The following is a 19,236-nucleotide window of genomic DNA, read 5'->3' on the forward strand; positions in this document are numbered from 1 at the left end:
AGGAGGGAGTTTCAACTCTTGTCCGGCCACCCGCCGCCCAGGGCGCGGAACAGATCGATCAAGGCCAGTTGGCGCTGGGTGCTGGCCTCAATGAAGGCCGCCTCATTCACATAGCTGCTGCGCTGTGCATCCAGGTAGCGCAGGTGGTTATCCACCCCGCCCTCATAACGCGCCTTGGCCAACGCTTCGGTCGCCCGGCTGGTATCGGCCAGGGCCCGACGCGCCGCTTCCTCGCGGCGCAGGGTGTCGGTGGCGGCGAGGGCATCGGCCACTTCGCGGAAGGCAGTCTGGATGGTGCCCTCGTAAGCGGCTACCGCCGAATCCTTGCGCGCCTCGGCCAGGCTCAGGCCGGCCTTGTTACGCCCGGCATCGAACAACGGCAGCGACAGCTGCGGCATGAAGCTCCAACTGCGCGACCCGCCGTCGAACAGCCCGGACATCTGTGCACTGGAAGTACCGAAGCTGCCGGTCAGGCTGATCCGCGGGAAGAATGCCGCCCGCGCCGCGCCGATATCGGCGTTGCGCGCCCGCAGCCGGTGTTCGGCGGCAAGAATGTCCGGCCGTCGCTCGAGCAGCGCCGACGGCGCGCCCGGGGTGATGTCCTGCAACACCATCGGCTCGGCCGGGCGCTGGCCCGGAATCGCCTTGGCCGCCTCGGCACTGCCCAGCAGCAAGACCAAGGCGTTGTAGGCCTGGCGCTGCTGACGCACGGTGGACTCCAGCTCCGCGCGGGACTGCTCGACCAGCCCCAGCGCTTCCTGGTGATCCAGTGCGGTAACCGTGCCGGCGCCGCGCCGCTGGCCGACCAGCGCCAGAGAATCCTCGCGGCTGGCCAGGGTCTGGCGGGTCAGCGCCAGGCGCCGTTCGGCGCCATCCAGGGTCAGGTAGGCCTGGCTCACTTCGGCAATCAAGGCGATGCGCGCGGCACGGCCAACTTCCTCGGTAGCCAGGTACTGCTCCAGGGCTGCGTCACTCAGGCTCTTGACCCGGCCGAACAGGTCGACCTCGTATTCCGGCAGCGACAGGCCTACCTGGTAGGTGCTGGTGACCCCTTCGCGGCCATTGCTCGACAGGTCCGCCGGCAGGTGCTGGCGGTTGCCCGAAGCCCCGGCATTCAAGCCCGGCACCCGGTCGGCGCGCTGGATGCGGTATTGGGCGCGGGCCTGCTCGATATCCAGCAGCGTCTGGCGCAGCGAGCGGTTGTTGTCCAGCGCGGTAGCGACCAGTTGGCGCAGCGCCGGGTCGACGATAAAGGCCTGCCAGTCCAGTTGCTCCACCGCCTTGCCATGATGGCCGGCAGCATCGCCCCACGCGGCCGCCACCGGCGCCTCGGGGCGCTGGTAGGTCGGTGCCAGCGAGCAACCGACCAGCGTCACGGCCAGGGCGAAGGGTATTGCCAGATTACGCATGAGCATCACTTCGTCACCTCGACAGCGTGTTGCACGGGGGCCGGCTTGCGCTTGAGCAGCTTCAGCACCCAGACGAAACAGATCGGCACGAACACCACGCCCAGCAAGGTGGCACTGAGCATGCCGCCGATCACCCCGGTACCGATGGCACGCTGGCTGGCCGCGCCGGCGCCGGTGGCGATGGCCAGCGGCACCACGCCGAGGATGAAGGCCATGGAGGTCATCACGATCGGGCGGAAGCGCAGGCGCGCGGCCTCGATGGCGGCGTCGCTCAAGCTGTAGCCCTTCTCCCACAATTCCTTGGCGAACTCGACGATGAGGATGGCGTTCTTCGCCGCCAGACCGATGATGGTGATCAGGCCGACCTTGAAGTACACATCGTTGGGCAGGCCGGTGAGCAGCACCGCCCACACCGCGCCCAGGGCGCCGATCGGCACGATCAGCATCACCGTCAGCGGAATCGCCCAGCTCTCGTACAGCGCCACCAGCAGCAGGAACACCACCAGGATAGCCAGGGCGAACAGGCCGGCGGCCTGGCCGCTCGAGACCTTCTCCTGGTACGAAAGGCCGGTCCAGGCATAGCCGATCCCCGGCGGCAGTTCGCTGACCAGGCGCTCCATCTCGGCCATGGCCTGACCGGTACTGTGACCTGGCGCGGCGTCGCCGGCGATCCGGATCGACGGGTAACCGTTGTAGCGCACCAGTTGTACCGGTCCCTCTTCCCACTGGGTGGTGACGAAGGCACTGAACGGCACCTGCTCGCCCTGGGCGTTTGGCGCATAGAGGCGCAGCACGCTTTCCGGGGTCATGCGCTCGCCCTGCTCGGCCTGCACTACCACCCGTTGCTGGCGCCCGGCGTTGGTAAAGTCGTTGATCACCGCCGAACCGAAAGCGGTGGCCAGGGTGTTGTTGATCGCCTCGAAGTTCACCCCCAGGGCGCGGGCCTTCTCGCGGTCGATCTTGACCCGCAATTGCGGCGCCTCGGCCAGGCCTTCCATCATCGCGTAGAGGATCACCGGGTTGCCGTTAGCACGTGCCAGCAGCTGGTCACGGGCCGCCAGCAGCGCTTCGCGGCCCAGGCCGCCACGGTCCATCAGGCGCAGGGCGAAACCGCCGGAGTTGCCCAGGCCGTCGATGGGCGGCGGCATGACTGCGGTGATGGCACCGTCGCCGTTGGCGGCGAACTGCTCATTGACCACACCTGTTTCAGCAGCAGCGGATTGCTCCTTGCCACGCAACGACCAGTCTTTATAGGTCGGGAACGCCAGTGCGGCATTCTCGCCCTGGCCTGAGAAGCTGAAACCAGTCACGACAATGGTGTTGGCTACAGCCTCGCGGGACATCAGGAATTGCTCCAGCGCTTGGGCGGTGTGGTCGGTGCGCACCCGGCTGGCACCCGGCGGCAACTGCACATCGACGATGCCGTAGCCCAGGTCCTCGGCGGGTACAAAAGCCTCCGGCACTCGGACATAGGAGTAACCAAGAACCACCAGGATACCGACATAGGCCAGCATCCAACGTCCGGCACGGGCCACCAGGGCACTGTTCATCACCGAGTAGCGTTCGGTCATGCGGGCGAATGTGCGGTTGAACGCGCCAAAGAAACCGCCCTTTTCATGATGCCCATGGGCGATTGGTTTGAGCAGCGTGGCGCACAACGCCGGGGTGAAGGTGAGGGCCAGGAAACCGGAGAACAGGATCGATACCGCCAGCGACACCGAGAATTGCTGGTAGATCACCCCCACCGAGCCGGACATGAACGCCAACGGCAAGAACACCGCCGCCAGGACCATGGTGATACCGATGATCGCCCCGGACACCTGGCCCATCGCCTTGATGGTCGCATCCACCGGCGACAGCCCTTCCTCGGCCATCAAGCGCTCGACGTTCTCCACCACGACGATGGCGTCGTCCACCAGGATGCCGATGGCCAGCACCATGCCGAACATGGTCATCATGTTCACCGAGAAACCGAGCAACTTCATGATCATCAGCGTACCCAGCAGGCACACCGGCACCACGATCGACGGGATCAGGGTGTAGCGCACGTTCTGCAGGAACAGGAACATCACCAGGAACACCAGCACCATGGCTTCGATCAGGGTGTGGATCACCTTCTCGATGGCCACGTCGACGAAGCGCGAGGTGTCGTAGGGCACCGAATACTCGACGCCCTCGGGGAAGAACTGCGCAAGCTCCGCCAGGCGCTCCTTGACCAGCGTCGCGGTCTGGATGGCGTTGGCGCCGGGCGCCAGCTGCACCGCGCCGGCCACGGCCGGGTGGCCGTTCAGGCGCGAGGACAGGTTGTAGTTCTCGCTACCGATGGCCAGGCGCGCGACATCGCCCAGGCGCACGCTGGAGCCGTCCGGGTTGGCGCGCAGGACGATGCCGGCGAAGGCCTCGGGAGTATCGAGGGTGCCCTGTACCGCCAGGGTCGCGGTCAGCTCCTGCTCGCTGGCCCCCGGCGTGCTGCCGAAGCTGCCGGCCGGCACCTGGACGTTCTGGCCACGGATGGCGTTGTTGATGTCGTCGATGGACAGGCCATAGCCCACCAGTTTCTGCGGATCGACCCAGACCCGCATGGCCGCTTCGGAGGCGAAGAACTGCAGCTTGCCCACGCCCGGCACGCGCAGCAGTTCGTTGTTGATGTTGCGCGCGGCGTAGTCGGCCAGGGCCGTGGTGTCGCCGCGGTCGCCGGCATTGCTGGTCAGGGCGTAGATCAGCAGGAAGCCGGAGCTGGCCTGCTCCACCTTCAGGCCCTGGGTCAGCACTGCCTGGGGCATGCGTGCCTCGGCCTTCTTCAGGCGGTTCTGCACATCGACCTGGGCCATGTCCGGTTCGGTACCGGGCTCGAAGGTCACCAGCACCTCGGCGACGCCGTTGGAGTTGTTGGTGGACTCGTAGTACAGCAGGCCCTTGGCGCCGTTGAGCGACTCCTCGATGATGCTGGTCACCGACTCCACCAGCACCTTGGCCGAAGCGCCCGGGTAGCTGGCGGTGATGGAAATCTGTGGCGGTGCCACGCTGGGGTACTGGGCCACCGGCAACGCCGGGATCACCAGCAGGCCGGCCAGGGAAATGAACAGCGCCACGACCCAGGCGAAGTTCGGCCGATTGATGAAGAACTTGGACATCTCGCTACCCTCGCCTTATTTCGCCGCGACCGGCTGCGCCTGCGCCGGCACCACGGGCATGCCCGGGGCCAGGCCGGCCGGGCTGCCGACGATGACCTGGTCGCCGCTGCGCAGGCCTTCGACGACCTGCCAACGCGAACCCTGCATCACGCCGGTGCGCACGCTGCGCGCCTCGGCCAGGCTGCCGGTGCCCACCACCATCACCCGTGCCTCGCCGTCGCTGCCGCGCTGCACCGCCCGCTGCGGCACCAGGATGGCCTGCTGGTCGGTGCCCTGGGGGGTGCGCACGCGCACGTACATGCCCGGCAGGAGAATGCCGTCGGCATTGTCGAAGCGCCCGCGCAGGGTGACCTGGCCGGTACCACGGTCGACCGCCACATCGGTGAACATCAGCGCGCCCTGGCGCTGGTAGTCGGTGCCTTCCACCTGGGCGGTCAGCGCCTTGTCGTCGCCGCCACCCAGGGCGCCGTCCTTGAGGGCCTGGCGCAGGCGCAGGGCGTCGGCCGCGGACTGGGTGAAGTCGACATAGATTGGGTCGAGCTGCTGGATGCGCGCCATCAGCGTGGCGTCGCCCTGCCCGACCAGCGCGCCTTCGGTGGCCAGGGCGCGACCGATGCGCCCGGAAATCGGCGCGGTGACCGTGGCGTAGCCCAGGTTCAGGCGCGCGGTCTGCACGTCGGCCTGGGCCGAACGCACGGCAGCCTGGGCGCTGCGCAGCTCGGCGGTGGCGCTGTCGAAGTCCTGCTGGCTCACCGCCTCGATCTTCACCAGCGGCTCATAGCGTTTTACCCGCGCCTGGGCTTCCTGCTGCACGGCCTGGGCCCGGGCCAAGTCGGCCTCGACGCGGGCCAGGGCCGCCTTGAATGGCGCCGGGTCGATCTGGAACAGCACATCGCCGGCCTTGACGTCGGCCCCCTCTTCGAAACGTTTGTGCAGGACGATGCCAGCCACGCGGGCGCGCACCTCGGCCACACGCATCGGCTCGACCCGGCCCGGCAGGGTCGAGCTCAAAGCCAACTGCTCACCCGCCACCGTGACGATCTCTACGGGAGATGCCGCTTGTTCAGCATTCTGCTGCTCCTGCGTTGCATCGCATCCAGCCAAAACGATGGCGGCAGACAGCGCACCGATCATCCCTATTGCACGTATGTTGCTCATCATTCACCCGAGCCTTGATTGAAAACGAGCCGAATGCTACCTTTTCGATCCCGATGAGTCAAATTTGCCTCACAAGATAATTTTGGGTCTCACAATGGATTCTACAGTCTTGGGACGCGAGCACTGCCCCGCCCCCATTCCGGCCAAGCTGCTCATTAGCCTTTGTTCAGCAGTGGCCGGCCATCCACGGGCATCCATGCAGGAACTGGCCGAGCGCATAGGCATCAGCCGAGCCACTTTGCACAGGCTTTGCGGAACCCGGGAAAATCTGGATCGCCTGCTTGAGCAGCACACCAAGGATTCACTCCGGCGAATTCTGCAACGGGCGACTCCGCAAACGACTCATCCCTTGTCCGCTTTGCAGCAGCTCATACACGACCACTTGGCTCAGGGAGAGTTAATTGTTTTTTTAGCCTCTCGATATCATCCACACTTGAGAATCAGTCGCGACCCAGAGGCTGACTGGAGTTTCTATCAAGATGAGCTGGACGCGTTTTTTCTACGCAGTCAGCAATTAGGTATCTTCCGCATCGATTTAACAGCCCCGCTGCTAACAGAAGTATTTGTGTCCATTCTTTATGGCGCTATCGACTCGCGAAACCGGGGTCGAATACCCGGAGACTGCTACAAACTGATTACAACATTTTTTCTGCAAGGCGCCGCCTGTCACTCTGCTGACGCCTTTGAGCCTCGAACCGGACGCACTACATGAGAAATCTATTAAAAGGAGACGTGGTCAGATTGAAAAGTGGCGGGCCACTGATGACCGTAGGCAATCTAAAAGAACAACGGGCAATCCTTGGCTTTGCAGCATCGACATTTGCATTCTGCCAATGGTTCGAGAACGAACACCTTATGGAAAGGTGGTTCGACGCGACTGTTTTAAAGCCCACGACACATGACACTCAAGAAACGCATCGCCTTTGACAAAAAATATCGGTCGGCATTAGAAACTTTCCCTATTGGGAACCCCAGCCACGCGCAGAAATTAGCTTTCACAATTCAATAAACAAGGAGATACCTATGCTTAAAAAACTTACGATTACCCTACTCGTTACCCTCAGCCTCCCCGTGCTGGCCTCTCCACAGGACATTCCCTCTGGCAAGGAGGTCATGAGAAAAAATCAGGCCCAGATCCAGAATAACTTTGCCGACGTAGACTATAAACGCAAAAAAATCCTAGAGACGAATATGGGACTGGAAGGTCAGGAAAATGAGAAATTCTGGCCCATTTACAATACTTACCGAGCAGAGGCTGACAGCCTTAACAAAAGGACGTTGGAAGCCATGATTGATTACGGCCAAGCCTATAGCAAGGGCTATGTGACCGACGAACTGGCCACCGACCTGCTGCATCGTTTTTACAGCCTTCAGGACGACCATGTAAAACTACGCGAGCGATATACCCGCCGTCTCGCTGAGAAAGTCTCACCTAAGCGCGCCCTGCGTTTTCTACAAATCGAAACACAACTGGATGCCATGGTTGAGCTTGATATAGCGCGAAAACTTCCCCTGGCAGAGTAGTTCGCTGCGGATTCGCAGGCAGGTATGGCTGCCTTGCCTGCGAGCAAAAACCCACAGACCTTCAAGCATTACTCCCCTTTCAGTCTATCGTCCTGCCTGCTAGACGCGCTTGCGTTCTGGCACCGATCGCTCTGTAGCCCGTGAAAAGGCGACATCGTTTTCGATGTATGCCGTCTTAGGTTCCGAATAGCGTTAGCCCCAGCCCTATCAGGGTCTTCGCGATTTTTGGGATATGGCCGCTTCGACTCACGACTGCCGGGCTACTTTGCAGCCCTTCCGACCGCACCCTGACAAGTCCAAGTCAAGCGCCAATTCTCAACGCCCTTGAAAGCGCTGGGTTTTAGCCCGCCACTGCCCTGCCACCCTTCGCCCACTCTGCCGCCTGAGGCCCCATCCCCGGCGCCACACTGCGGCAAACTGCCGCATGCCACGACTCATGAATTAAAATAATATCAGTTATCTAAAAACAACACCCCTGAGAGCATGACCATGAAACGCGCCTTCTATCTGATTTTTTCCATCTGCCTGTGGCAGATCCCCTTGGCCAAGGCGGCACAGCCTCCAGAGAGCGTATTCAATCGCAGTTGCCAAATGTGCCATAACGGCCAGCTGCCCATGGCCCCCAAAAAAGGTGACGCCCAAGCCTGGAAGCCACGACTTGCCCAAGGCAGAGACGTCCTGGTCAAACATGTCACGGAAGGTTTCAACGCCATGCCTCCGCGCGGCCTGTGCATGGACTGTACAGCGGACGACTACTCAACAGTGATCGACTGGATGGCCAAGCCTTGAGCTGACCATCCTCGTCCGTGAATATTTTACGTAACTGACGTTGTCATATATTCGACTGGTTGCTAGTCTCCCGGATACCCACAAAAAAGACGTTCCGGGAGGACGCCATGCTAGACCCGATAAGCCGTGCTTTTCATGCCGATGGTGCAGTGCTGGTCAAAGGACTCCTGAACGAGGAGCAACTGGCGCGCTGTCGTGAAGCGTATGACTGGGCCGTGGAAAACCATGGCCCCCACGCCACCCGTATGTTCGCAGGCACGACACAGCAGTCGCATGTGGACAATGCCAACCCTGTGGCTAAACAGCGGCTCGAAACGCTCGTTGAATCCCTGCCGCTGGGCAACCTGTTCGCCCGGATCTGGGGGTCACGGAACGTCTGGTATTTCGCTGAAGAGGTCTTTCTCAAAGCCGGTGGGCAAGGTTCCCGCACGCTCTGGCATCAGGACACCTCTTACCTGCCCTGGGCAGGCGAGCATTGGGGCAATGCATGGATCAGCTTCGAATCAATCCCGCAACGTAACGCGTTGGAGATCATTCGCGGTTCGCATCGCGGGCCGCGCTACGATGGCACCACATTCACCGATCCTGACGATCCGACACAACCGTTGCATGACAACGGCACCCTTCCCCGCCTGCCCGATATCGAGGCCGAACGCAAACTGAATCCACGCGCCTACGATGTGCTGTCGTGGGCCACCGAACCAGGCGACGTGATCCTGCTGCACCCGGCATCCTTGCACGGTGGTGCTCCGGTCGACAGCGACTTCCCTAGCCGCCACACCTTCGTTTTCCGCTTCTTCGGCGATGACGCCACCTTCAAGCCGCTGCCGCAGAACAGCAAAGCGGGATACCCACCACAAGGTGTGCTGTTCACCGAGGAGCTCAAGCATCTTTCGGCCGGCGCAGCCTTTCGCCATCCCACCTTCCGCCAGATTGTCTGAACAGGAGGCTCCATGACCATCAACCCCTTGAAGCGGCAATCAATCAATCCGCCACCGACCCAGGTGTTCTACGATCAGTTTCATTACTCCCAGGCCACCCGCGTAGGCGATCTCATTTGGGTATCGGGGCAGGTCGGCATCGACAGCAACATGAAACCTGAAAGCGATGTGGCAGCCCAGACGCACCTGGCATTCCAGTCGCTGGCCAAGGTGCTGCAAGCTGCTGGTGCAGGCCTGGAGGATGTGGTCGAACTGACCACCTTCCACACCCGGCTACAGGCTGACATGCCCCTATTCGCCAGTATCAAGGATGAATATTTCCCCTCTCGCTATCCTTCCTGGACCGCAGTCGGCATCACAGAGCTGGCCCTGCCTGGACTGGTAGTGGAAATTCGTGCCGTGGCTGTGGCAGGAAGCGGTAACGTCTGATCCCACGGTGATTGGCCAATGCCCGTCTGCCGCCTTTGAATCGACGTGGAGAATCATTCCTGTCTTGCGACGGGTGTAATCCACGCTCGATTTCTCTATGCTGGGGCAACCGTGGAAGCCAGCCACCTGATCCAGAAACGTTTTCATCCTGAAATCCTGAGAGCCCATGCCTGATTCCAAATCCCCTTCCACCATCGCCGCCACTTCTGCCGGTACAAATGCACCTCGCAAGGCGGCGCGCAGGGGGCGGCCGGTGGGCGACCGCGACGCCAAGCGTGCAGAACTGCTGGAGGCAGCCATTACCGTGATCGCGCGTGATGGCTACGCCGGGGCGTCGATGCGCAATGTCGCAAAACACGCAGGTTGCACCACAGGCGCAGTAACTTATTACTTCGCCAACAAGGAAGAGATGATCACCGAGGTCGCCCAGAGCTTGTTCGACCAGGTCGACACGATGCTGGCAGCGAACCAGTCGGAGATGAGTATTCCCTCGTTGCTCCAGCAGTGGATGGAGTGGGTCAACGACGGCGAGTCGACGCTCTGGCTTTCCTGGTTGCAATTGCTGACTCATGCCCGGCACGAGCCGGCGTTTGCGCATGTCATCAAGCAGCGATATGCCAGATTCCGCCAAGTGTTTACCAGGGTGATCGAGGCAGAGCAGCGCCAGGGCAAAGTCCGCGCCGACATACCGCCCGATGTGCTGGCCGATCAAATCAGCACCATCTGTGACGGCTGGCTGATGATGATGCCGATCGAGCCCGAGCGTTTTAGCGCCGAACGCGGGAATGCCCTGCTCGATGCACTTATCACATTGATTTCGCCACCTGCGAAGGGCAGTGGCACGCGCAGGAGCAAGTGATCAAACCTGATCTATAGCCCATCCCATGGGGCCGGACGAGAAGTCGTCCGGCCCGCGCAAACCTGGACCGGGCCTAGGCCGTTGGGACCTCCTACTTGGATGCGGTCTTGTACAGGCTCAGAGCCTTGTTGGCCGCATTCAGGCAGCCTTTCCCATCACCTTTTTCCCGCGCCTCCTTGGCCTGCGCAATCAGTTTGCGAATGTCAGTGGCCACCCCACCTTGAAGTCCGGCCCCCTCGGAACGCTCGATGGAGTCGAGCTGGTTGATCTTGGTCGTGCAGTGGTCGGCATCGGCCTTATCCCCGGCGTACACACCTGGCGCACAGATAATCGATGCAACGGCTATCACTTTCAGCATGTTCATGGGTAGCTCCTTGGGTTGTTTGCAACAGATTTAGATAACACCAACTACTAAATATAGGGCGAGTAGCGTCCAGCGTCGTATTTTGGGGCCTGAAGCGATGACTGGACGCCTGTTGCCCCTTTGCACGATGATCGCCTTACGCTATTTTACATAACTACGGTTATCTAAATAAAACAATAGCGTACCGAGGCAAAAATGAACACTGAAGACATGGCGTCGCCGGCATGCCGCCGGCGCCTGCTTATGCAGGCGCTCGCTGGCGTGGCGCTGGTAGGTGGTACGGGACTCGCCGGGCGAGTGCTGGCCCAGACGGTAGAGCCCTCCCCGCAAGGTGTGCTGGATGTGGTCGTCATCGGCGCCGGGCTTGCCGGCCTCACTGCGGCCAGAGATCTGGATCGAGCAGGCTGCACCTCATTCGCCGTACTGGAGGCTCGGGATCGAGTTGGCGGACGAACCGTCAACCATCCGCTCGGCGACGGCCTGATCGCGGAGGCCGGAGGGCAATGGGCAGGTCCCGGACAGACGGCCATCTTCGATCTGGCGCGCGAACTGGAGGTGGAGACCTTCCCGAGCTACTACCAGGGCCGCAATGTCTATCTGGCAGGCGATGCCCGCTACGAAGAAGACCTCAGCGCCGCCCACGGCAACCCTGTCACTGCAAAGCTCAATCAACTCTCGCGACAGGTTCCGAGCAAGGAACCCTGGAATGCAACTGATGCGCCTGAAATCGACAAGCTATCGGTAGCCCAATGGCTCAAGAACCAAGGCATCGACAATGCCAGCCGGTTCAGTTTCGACACCTCCATAGGCCTGACCACCGGTACGCCACCAGCCAGCCTGGCCCTGCTCCACTACCTTTCGCTGATCAATTCCGCCGACTGCAGCATGGAAAAGCTGGAAGGCTTCAATGGCGGCGCCCAGGAGACTCGTTTCGTGGGCGGTTCCCAAGTGTTGAGCACGCGAATGGCGGACTCGTTGGGCGATCGCATAAGGCTGTCCAGCCCGGTACGCAAGATCGTCAACTGGGACAGCGATATCGTCGAGATCTACACAGACCGGGGGGTGGTCCGCGCCCGACAGGTGATCGTTGCGCTTCATCCCGCGCTATGCAACCAGATCATCTTCGAGCCGCCTTTGCCCGAGGGGCGCGCGCAACTGCAGCGGCTTTGGCCCGCCCATGCACCGATGCGCAAGACGGTGCATGTCTACGATCGGCCATTCTGGCGAGACAAAGGGCTCAATGGGCAGATCAGCCAAGCCGATGGGCCTTTGATCTTCTCATGCGACAACTCGCCCGCCGATGGCAGCGTCGGCATCCTTTCGGCGTTCGCACGCAGCGCCCAGCTGACACATGACGCCGAACGGGCAAGCCAGACGCTTGCCGGCATTTTTGCCCGGGCCTTAGGTGATGAAGCATTGCAGTTCAGTCAGTATCACGATCACGACTGGGCCAAGGTCGACACCTGGACCCTGACCTGCGTCGGCGCCATCCCTCCCGGCTTTCTCACCCGCTGGGGCCGCTACCTGAAGCCTGCCGTTGGTCGACTGATCTGGTCGGGCACCGAAACCGCTGACATCTGGGCCAGCAGCATGGACGGCGCAGTGCGCTCCGGCCACCGGGCTGCGCTGGAAGCACTGCAGGCACTGGTTGCAAATCGGAGGAACGCATGATGAAACGCGCCTTGTCGATAGGTGTTGCGGTCGGCGTTGCCGGGCTTGTGCTAGTTGCAGTCATTGCGGGCCCACAACTGCTGGCGGGCTATCGATTCATGAATGATCTGGACAGCCACTACGCCCGCTACGACGCCGACGTCGGAACCTGGCCGCAGCCCCAGGATACCTGCAGCGCCTGCCATGGTTCCTCCGGACAGTCGCAGAACGAGCAGTACCCATCCCTAGCCGGGCAACAGGCCAACTACCTGCAGGCACAACTTCAGGCATTTGCCGAGGGCAAACGGCACAGTGCGCAAATGGAGCCACTAGCCGCGTCATTGACCGAAGAACAGATCGTATCGCTGGCGCAGTATTTTTCCCGGCAAACGCCACACAGCACCGATATCCCAACGACGGACGAGCAGTTGTCGACCACGGGCCAGGCGAGTGCTGCAGCACGGGGCTGTAGCGCTTGTCACGGCAGCGATTTCATGGGAGGAGCCGTTGGCCCACGCCTTGCCGGCCAGGGTAAAGCCTACCTGCTAAGCCAACTCCTGGCGTTCAAGCACGGCACGCGAAAAGACCCAAGTGGCGCCATGAACGCGACCGCGAGCCTGCTTTCTCCAGCCGAAGTGCAAGCGCTGGCGCACTACCTCGCCGATCTCACCCCCGCCAAGCGCTGATCCATCCAAGGGCGGATGCACAGCCTCCGCCCTATTTTTCGTGGCTGGATCAAGCGGGCTTTGCCCGGCTATCAAATGGTTTTCCATTTAAACATAACAGTCGTTGCGCTAAAGTCGGTAGCGGATTACATTGCAGTAAAACAACAACAATCACCGGAGCTCATCGTATGCACGACTCCATTGCACCCTCCGCTGCCGGCCACGCTCCTCCGGGCCTCAGCACCGCCGTTTCGCGGCTGCCTAACGACTGCCGCGTGATCGCGTGCTCGCTGATACCCACCGTTCAAACAACCCGTTGGTCACACCCCGTAGGCGCGGAGACTCCATGAGCAACCTTCACTTCGATACCTTGATCATCGGTGCCGGCCTGTCCGGTATCGGCACGGCTTGCCACCTGATGGGCGAGTTTCCCAACCGCAATCTCGCCATTCTAGAGCGGCGTGAGTGCATGGGCGGAACCTGGGACCTGTTTCGCTATCCAGGCATCCGCTCCGACTCGGACATGCTGAGCTACGGCTACAAGTTCCGCCTGTGGGACAGCCCCAAGGTGCTGGCCGACGGCGCCTCGATCCGGCGCTACATCCAGGACACGGCAAAGCAGTACGGCCTCGCCGACAAGATCCACTACGGCCTCCAGACCCTCAGCGCGAACTGGTGCAGCCAGCAGCGTCTGTGGCAGTTGACGGCACGGCACGAAGCCAGCGGGGATATACGCCACTACACCTGCCGATTTCTTCTCTGCTGCACCGGCTACTACAACCACGACGAAGGTTTCCTGCCCGCTTTCCCGGGGGAGGACGACTTCAAAGGTGTGCGGATCCATCCCCAGCATTGGCCCGAGGACCTGGACTATCGCGACAAGAATGTCGTGGTCATTGGCAGCGGCGCCACTGCTGCCACGCTGATTCCGGCGATGGCCGACAAGACCCGCCATATCACCATGCTGCAACGCTCACCGTCGTACATCTACTCGCTGCCTTCGACCGATAAACTCACGGCCGTGCTCTCCCGCATCATGCCCGCAAGCTGGGCGCTCGGCCTGGCACGCAAACGCAACATCATGCTGTACCGCGCCGTTTACATCGCCTGCCGGCAATGGCCACGCCTGATGCGCAGGATCATCCTGGGGCACGTGCGCCGCCAGGTAGGCCCGAATGCCGACATGCGTCACTTCACCCCGACTTACATGCCTTGGGATGAGCGCCTGTGCGCAGTACCCGACGGCGACCTGTTCAAGTCGATTCGCAATGGCCAGGCTTCAGTGGAGACGGACCACATCGAACGCTTCACCGAGCATGGCATTCGCCTCAAGTCGGGCAAGGAACTGCCTGCCGACATCATCATCACTGCCACCGGGCTACGTTTGCAGTTGCTCGGCGGCATGACTGTCTCGGTCGACGGCACGCCGTACCCGATCGGCGAGCAGATGACCTACAAGGGTGTGCTGCTGGAAAACCTGCCGAACATGGCCTGGATCTTCGGCTACACCAACGTGTCCTGGACGCTCAAGGTCGGCTTGGCCGCCACTTACCTGTGCCGCCTGTTCCGCTACATGGAACAACGCAACCTGGATGTCGTGACCCCTTACGACAACGCCAACAACGCGTTGAGCGACGGGATCCTGAATTCAATGAAGTCCGGCTACATCCAGCGTGACCAGCACTTCCTGCCCCGTCAGGGCCGGTCGCACCCCTGGTTCGTCTTCATGCACTACGGGCGCGACAAGAAAATGTTGCTCAAGGACCCGATCGAAGATCACCACCTGGAATTCCAACGCGCCCAGCAACAAGCACTCACCCCGCGGCCCGCCAAGGTCACCGGTTGAACCACGACGCCCACGGCCTCGCCGCCGGTGCGTGAAAACAAGAAAGGTAAAAGGCTGAATATCATGCTAGGTCAAATGATGACGCTCCCGCTGACCATTCCTTCACTGCTGGAGCATGCGCAGCGGTATCACGGCGATACTGAAATCGTTTCGTACCTGCCTGGCGGCGCCGTGCACCGCTACACCTATGCCGACGCTCATCAGCGTGCCAGGCAAGCGGCCAACGCCCTGACCCGCCTGGGCGTCAAACCTGGCGACCGGGTGGGAACCCTGGCCTGGAATGGCTACCGTCATTTCGAGCTCTACTATGCGATCTCGGGCATGGGGGCCGTCACCCACACCATCAACCCACGGCTCTTCCCGGAGCAGGTCGCGTGGATCATCAGGCACGCCGAGGACGAGGTGATCTGCTTCGACGAAAGCTTCGCCCCGCTGGTCGCCGAAATCGCGGCGCAGTGCCCAAGCGTGAAGCATTGGGTCGCCTTGTCGGACGCTGCACAGATGCCAACCGCAGGCGAGACCCGCATGCTGTGCTACGAGACGCTGCTGGCTGGCGAACCCGCGACGTTCGAATGGCCGACCATCGATGAGCATGCGGCGGCGGCGCTGTGCTACACCTCCGGAACCACCGGCAACCCCAAGGGCGTGCTCTACTCCCACCGCGCCACGCTGCTACACGCACTGTCCAGTGCCCTGCCCGACTCGCTCTCGCTGTCGGCCCGCGAGGTCGTCGCACCGATCGTGCCAATGTTTCATGTCAATGCCTGGGGACTGCCGTACTCGGCGGCCCTGGTAGGCGCCAAGCTGGTGCTGCCCGGTGCGGGCCTGGACGGTGAAAGTGTCTTCAGGCTGTTCGAACAGGAAGGTGTCACCTTCTCGGCCGGCGTTCCTACCGTGTGGCTGAGCCTTCAGCAGTACATGCAGCAGACCGGCAAGCGCCTGCCCAGCCTGCAGCGCCTGGTGGTCGGTGGTGCAGCCTGTCCGCCTGCACTGATGCGCAGCTTCGAACAGGAGTTCGGTATCCACATCCAGCACGCCTGGGGCATGACCGAAATGTCCCCGACGGGCACCGTCAATACCTTGAAAGCGTCGCACCTGCCCCTGGACGAAGAAGCGCGCTTTGCCATCAGCATCAAGCAAGGTCGACCACTGTTCGGCATCGAGCTGAAAACCGTGGACGATGACGGCAACGAGGTAGCGCGTGACGGCAAGACCTCGGGAGCCCTGGTCGTGCGTGGCCATTGGGTGGTCGATCGCTACTACCGCAGCGATGAAACGCCGCTGGTGAACGGCTGGTTCCCGACCGGCGACGTCGCCAGTCTCGACCAGGACGGGTTCATGCAGATCACCGACCGGGCCAAGGATGTCATCAAGTCGGGCGGTGAGTGGATCAGTTCAATCGAGCTGGAGAACATCGCCATGGGCCACCCTGCCGTCGCTGAAGCTGCCGCGCTGGGCATCGCCCATCCGAAATGGGACGAACGCCCGCTGCTGGTAGTTGTCGCAAAGCTTGGAGAAGCGCCGACCCGTGAGGCGATCCTCGCGCTCTATACCGGCAAAGTGGCACGCTTCTGCATCCCTGACGACGTAGTGTTCGTCGAGGCACTGCCGCACACGGCTACCGGCAAGGTCAGCAAGATCCAGTTGCGCCAGGCGTTGCGTGACTACCGATGGCCGGCGTCACCAGCGCGCGAGGTGGCGTCATGAACGCCCCTGCAAGAAGCCGGGCCGATACCCGTGTCATCGACCCGAGCGAAGGTCGCTGGAAGCGCAGGCTGCTCGACCTGTTATTGCGCCTGTCGGTGAAGTCCCGCCACGGCATGGGTATCGATATCCAGCGCCTGCGCAAGCAGTTTGCGCAGCTGGATCGCCAAGGCCAAGCGCTACCAACGGACGTGCTTCGCACGCGAGTCTCGTGCAACGGTACCCCTGCGCACTGGCTGTCGCCGGCCAGTTGCCGGCAGGAGCGCGTGCTGCTGTACATCCACGGTGGTGCGTTCGTCGCCTACTCCCCGCAGATTTATGCCGCGATGGTGGCGAACTGGTGCAGCCCGCTCAAGGCAAGGGCGCTGATGCTGGACTACAGCCTCGCGCCCGAGTGCCCCTTCCCCACGGCGCTTGACCAGGCCCATGCTGCCTACCGTTGGCTGCTCGAACAGGGGACCAAGGCCGAACACATCGTGATCGCTGGCGACTCCGCCGGCGGCAACCTTGCGCTGGCGCTGTTGCAGCGACTCAGGGACGAGGAAGCGCAACTGCCAAGCTGCGCGGTACTGCTGTCACCGTTCCTCGATTTCACCCTCAGTGGTGCAAGCGTGCTGGGCAATGCCCGTCACGACCCGATCTTCACCCTGCCGTTCGCGATCGCTATCCGCGGCTTCTACGCATCGGCCGAAAAGCACACATTGCCTGAAGTGTCGCCCTTGTTCGGCTCCTTCGCCGGCTTGCCACCGTTGCTGTTGCAGGTAGGCAGCACCGAAATGCTGTTGGACGACTCCGTCCGCGCCGCCGCCCGCGCGGCGGCGGCCGGCGTGCCAGTTCGCCTGGAAATCTGGCAACAGCTGCCACACGTGTTCCAGATGATTGCGGCGCTACCGCAAGCCCGACAGGCACAGCGCCATATCCTGGACTTCGTCAACGACCACACGAACTGGGATGGCTAGCTCAAACCTGCTCCCCCCAGACTCCCAATAATTCCCTCGAGAACAACAACATGGAATTCGATTACCTGATCGTGGGTGCCGGCTCTGCCGGCTGTGTCCTTGCCAATCGCCTCAGTGCCGACCCCAGCGTCACCGTCTGCCTGCTCGAAGCGGGCCCGGAAGATCGATCACCGCTTATCCATACCCCGCTGGGCCTGGCTGCCATCCTGCCGACGCGCCATGTCAACTGGGCATTCAAGACCACCCCTCAGCCAGGCCTGGGCGGGCGGGTCGGCTACCAGCCACGGGGCAAGGTGCTCGGCGGCAGCAGTTCGATCAACGGCATGATCTATATTCGCGGCCACCATGAGGATTTCAATGACTGGCAGGCGCTGGGCAACGAAGGCTGGGGCTTCGACGATGTTCTGCCGTACTTTCGCAAGAGCGAAATGCACCACGGCGGCAGTAGCGAGTATCACGGCGGCGACGGCGAGCTCTACGTCAGCCCGGCCAATCGCCACGCTGCCAGTGAAGCCTTCGTGGAGTCCGCGCTGCGTGCCGGGCACCGCTATAACCCAGACTTCAACGGCGCCACTCAGGAAGGTGCCGGCTACTACGATGTGACCATTCGCGACGGTCGTCGCTGGAGCACCGCGACGGCGTTCCTCAAGCCGGTCCGCCATCGCAGCAACCTTACCGTGCTCACCCATACCCATGTTGAAAGTGTCGTTCTGCAGGGCAAGCAGGCGACCGGGGTACAGGCGTTGATCAAGGGCTCGCGCGTGCACCTGAAGGCGCGCAAGGAGGTCATAGTGTCAGCGGGCGCCTTTGGCAGCCCACACTTGCTGATGCTCTCAGGCATCGGATCGTCAGCCGAGCTCGAACCCCAGGGCATCGCCCTGCGCCACGAGCTCCCGGGCGTTGGCCAGAACCTGCGGGACCACGCCGACGTGGTGCTGTGCTACAAGAGCAACGACACCTCGCTGCTGGGCTTCTCCCTGAGTGGCGGCGTGAAGATGGGCAAGGCCATGTTCGACTATGCGCGCCATCGCAATGGTCCGGTCGCGAGCAACTGCGCCGAAGCCGGCGCGTTTCTCAAGACCGATCCAGGCCTGGAGCGCCCGGACATCCAGCTGCACTCGGTGATAGGCACAGTGGATGACCATAACCGCAAGCTTCACTGGGGCCATGGCTTCAGTTGCCATGTGTGCGTGCTACGCCCCAAGAGCATCGGCAGTGTCGGCCTGGCCTCGCCAGACCCGCGCAAGGCGCCGCGTATCGATCCCAACTTCCTCGCCCACGACGACGATGTCACAACCTTGCTCAAAGGCTATCGCATCACCCGTGACATCATTGCCCAGACGCCCATGGCCAGCTTCGGGCTCAGGGATATATACAGCGCCGGCCTGCACAACGACGAACAGTTGATCGAGCTGCTGCGCAAACGCACCGACACTATCTACCACCCGATCGGCACCTGCAAGATGGGGCAGGACGAGATGGCCGTGGTAGATGGCCAGTTACGTGTCCATGGTATCGACGGGCTGCGCGTCGTCGATGCCTCGATCATGCCGACACTGGTCGGAGGCAATACCAACGCGGCCGCTATCATGATCGCCGAACGCGCCGCGGAGTGGATTGCCCACGCCTGACGCGTTCCTGAGAGAAACCGCCCTGTATTGTGCCAGGTAGGGGCGGTTTCCGGTTTCCAAGTCTTCCCCTCCTCTTATCCTCTCCGGCCAGTCACCGAACCTGCTCCCATAAAAAAAGCGCCCCGAAGGGCGCTAAAAGGGCATGACGATCGTAGCGTCAACTCGATATAGCCT

The 19,236-nt window shown here is 62.0% G+C and carries 16 protein-coding genes; 12 read left to right on the plus strand and 4 right to left on the minus strand.

The features are described from left to right. Positions 1-11: 11 nt before the first annotated feature. The 3 genes from N5D48_RS00100 to N5D48_RS00110 are packed head-to-tail and all read right to left on the minus strand — an operon-like array spanning position 12 to position 5,701. Entirely contained in the window at positions 12-1,415 is a 1,404-nt protein-coding gene (locus N5D48_RS00100) for an efflux transporter outer membrane subunit (protein WP_279879688.1), read from the minus strand. Next, positions 1,415-4,543 carry an efflux RND transporter permease subunit gene (locus tag N5D48_RS00105; RefSeq protein WP_279879690.1) on the minus strand — a complete coding sequence of 1,043 codons (3,129 nt, stop codon included), beginning with the start codon at positions 4,541-4,543 and terminating at the stop codon, positions 1,415-1,417. The genes N5D48_RS00100 and N5D48_RS00105 overlap by 1 nt, the downstream gene beginning before the upstream one ends. 15 nt (positions 4,544-4,558) lie before the next feature. Then, positions 4,559-5,701: a MexC family multidrug efflux RND transporter periplasmic adaptor subunit gene (locus tag N5D48_RS00110; RefSeq protein ID WP_279880134.1), complete on the minus strand. Its 1,143-nt coding sequence runs from the start codon at positions 5,699-5,701 to the stop codon at positions 4,559-4,561. A 94-nt stretch (positions 5,702-5,795) separates the two neighbouring features. On the opposite strand from N5D48_RS00110, the gene N5D48_RS00115 reads away from it, so the two are divergent. The 6 genes from N5D48_RS00115 to N5D48_RS00140 all read left to right on the plus strand — a co-directional run bounded on the left by N5D48_RS00115 (position 5,796) and on the right by N5D48_RS00140 (position 10,243). Continuing rightward, a complete protein-coding gene (locus N5D48_RS00115) occupies positions 5,796-6,413 on the plus strand; it encodes a TetR/AcrR family transcriptional regulator (RefSeq protein ID WP_279879693.1) in 618 nt (205 codons plus the stop codon). 311 nt (positions 6,414-6,724) lie between these two features. Then, the gene (locus N5D48_RS00120) at positions 6,725-7,225 is read left to right on the plus strand and encodes a transcriptional regulator (protein WP_279879694.1); all 501 of its coding nucleotides are present in this window, start codon (positions 6,725-6,727) and stop codon (positions 7,223-7,225) included. Positions 7,226-7,714: 489 nt separating this feature from the next. After that, positions 7,715-8,014, plus strand: a complete 300-nt coding sequence (locus tag N5D48_RS00125; RefSeq protein ID WP_279879696.1) for a cytochrome c5 family protein — start codon at positions 7,715-7,717, stop codon at positions 8,012-8,014. A 107-nt stretch (positions 8,015-8,121) separates the two neighbouring features. Further along, positions 8,122-8,955 carry a phytanoyl-CoA dioxygenase family protein gene (locus tag N5D48_RS00130; protein WP_279879698.1) on the plus strand — a complete coding sequence of 278 codons (834 nt, stop codon included), beginning with the start codon at positions 8,122-8,124 and terminating at the stop codon, positions 8,953-8,955. Between the two features lie 12 nt (positions 8,956-8,967). Continuing rightward, on the plus strand, positions 8,968-9,384 hold the full coding sequence (locus N5D48_RS00135; protein ID WP_279879700.1) for a RidA family protein: 417 nt from the start codon (positions 8,968-8,970) through the stop codon (positions 9,382-9,384). Between the two features lie 166 nt (positions 9,385-9,550). Next, on the plus strand, positions 9,551-10,243 hold the full coding sequence (locus tag N5D48_RS00140) for a TetR/AcrR family transcriptional regulator (RefSeq protein WP_279879703.1): 693 nt from the start codon (positions 9,551-9,553) through the stop codon (positions 10,241-10,243). Between the two features lie 91 nt (positions 10,244-10,334). Here N5D48_RS00140 and N5D48_RS00145 read toward each other — a convergent pair whose 3' ends face one another. Next, positions 10,335-10,607: a hypothetical protein gene (locus N5D48_RS00145; RefSeq protein WP_279879705.1), complete on the minus strand. Its 273-nt coding sequence runs from the start codon at positions 10,605-10,607 to the stop codon at positions 10,335-10,337. 195 nt (positions 10,608-10,802) lie between these two features. On the opposite strand from N5D48_RS00145, the gene N5D48_RS00150 reads away from it, so the two are divergent. From N5D48_RS00150 to N5D48_RS00175, 6 genes are all read left to right on the plus strand, one after another. Beyond that, positions 10,803-12,278, plus strand: a complete 1,476-nt coding sequence (locus tag N5D48_RS00150) for an FAD-dependent oxidoreductase (protein ID WP_279879707.1) — start codon at positions 10,803-10,805, stop codon at positions 12,276-12,278. Beyond that, entirely contained in the window at positions 12,275-12,943 is a 669-nt protein-coding gene (locus N5D48_RS00155) for a c-type cytochrome (RefSeq protein ID WP_279879709.1), read from the plus strand. Before N5D48_RS00150 ends, N5D48_RS00155 begins: the two co-directional genes overlap by 4 nt. Positions 12,944-13,268: 325 nt before the next feature. Beyond that, positions 13,269-14,768, plus strand: a complete 1,500-nt coding sequence (locus tag N5D48_RS00160) for an NAD(P)/FAD-dependent oxidoreductase (RefSeq protein ID WP_279879712.1) — start codon at positions 13,269-13,271, stop codon at positions 14,766-14,768. Between the two features lie 63 nt (positions 14,769-14,831). Further along, entirely contained in the window at positions 14,832-16,475 is a 1,644-nt protein-coding gene (locus tag N5D48_RS00165) for a 3-(methylthio)propionyl-CoA ligase (protein WP_279879714.1), read from the plus strand. Next, positions 16,472-17,431, plus strand: coding sequence for an alpha/beta hydrolase (locus N5D48_RS00170; RefSeq protein ID WP_279879716.1), 960 nt, complete (start codon positions 16,472-16,474; stop codon positions 17,429-17,431). The genes N5D48_RS00165 and N5D48_RS00170 overlap by 4 nt, the downstream gene beginning before the upstream one ends. Before the next feature lie 50 nt (positions 17,432-17,481). After that, positions 17,482-19,062 (plus strand): choline dehydrogenase, encoded by a 1,581-nt coding sequence (locus N5D48_RS00175; RefSeq protein ID WP_279879718.1) that lies wholly within the window; start codon positions 17,482-17,484, stop codon positions 19,060-19,062. The last annotated feature ends 174 nt before the right edge of the window (positions 19,063-19,236 follow it).

The sequence above is a fragment of the Pseudomonas sp. GD03858 genome (genome assembly GCF_029840925.1).
Lineage (GTDB): Bacteria > Pseudomonadota > Gammaproteobacteria > Pseudomonadales > Pseudomonadaceae > Aquipseudomonas.

Excerpts from the sequence above, each read along its gene's own strand:
- N5D48_RS00100 (WP_279879688.1), bottom strand. The coding sequence starts at position 1,415 with ATGCTCATGCGTAATCTGGCAATACCCTTCGCCCTGGCCGTGACGCTG.
- N5D48_RS00105 (WP_279879690.1), bottom strand. The coding sequence starts at position 4,543 with ATGTCCAAGTTCTTCATCAATCGGCCGAACTTCGCCTGGGTCGTGGCG.
- N5D48_RS00110 (WP_279880134.1), bottom strand. The coding sequence starts at position 5,701 with ATGAGCAACATACGTGCAATAGGGATGATCGGTGCGCTGTCTGCCGCC.
- N5D48_RS00115 (WP_279879693.1), top strand. The coding sequence starts at position 5,796 with ATGGATTCTACAGTCTTGGGACGCGAGCACTGCCCCGCCCCCATTCCG.
- N5D48_RS00120 (WP_279879694.1), top strand. The coding sequence starts at position 6,725 with ATGCTTAAAAAACTTACGATTACCCTACTCGTTACCCTCAGCCTCCCC.
- N5D48_RS00125 (WP_279879696.1), top strand. The coding sequence starts at position 7,715 with ATGAAACGCGCCTTCTATCTGATTTTTTCCATCTGCCTGTGGCAGATC.
- N5D48_RS00130 (WP_279879698.1), top strand. The coding sequence starts at position 8,122 with ATGCTAGACCCGATAAGCCGTGCTTTTCATGCCGATGGTGCAGTGCTG.
- N5D48_RS00135 (WP_279879700.1), top strand. The coding sequence starts at position 8,968 with ATGACCATCAACCCCTTGAAGCGGCAATCAATCAATCCGCCACCGACC.
- N5D48_RS00140 (WP_279879703.1), top strand. The coding sequence starts at position 9,551 with ATGCCTGATTCCAAATCCCCTTCCACCATCGCCGCCACTTCTGCCGGT.
- N5D48_RS00145 (WP_279879705.1), bottom strand. The coding sequence starts at position 10,607 with ATGAACATGCTGAAAGTGATAGCCGTTGCATCGATTATCTGTGCGCCA.
- N5D48_RS00150 (WP_279879707.1), top strand. The coding sequence starts at position 10,803 with ATGAACACTGAAGACATGGCGTCGCCGGCATGCCGCCGGCGCCTGCTT.
- N5D48_RS00155 (WP_279879709.1), top strand. The coding sequence starts at position 12,275 with ATGATGAAACGCGCCTTGTCGATAGGTGTTGCGGTCGGCGTTGCCGGG.
- N5D48_RS00160 (WP_279879712.1), top strand. The coding sequence starts at position 13,269 with ATGAGCAACCTTCACTTCGATACCTTGATCATCGGTGCCGGCCTGTCC.
- N5D48_RS00165 (WP_279879714.1), top strand. The coding sequence starts at position 14,832 with ATGCTAGGTCAAATGATGACGCTCCCGCTGACCATTCCTTCACTGCTG.
- N5D48_RS00170 (WP_279879716.1), top strand. The coding sequence starts at position 16,472 with ATGAACGCCCCTGCAAGAAGCCGGGCCGATACCCGTGTCATCGACCCG.
- N5D48_RS00175 (WP_279879718.1), top strand. The coding sequence starts at position 17,482 with ATGGAATTCGATTACCTGATCGTGGGTGCCGGCTCTGCCGGCTGTGTC.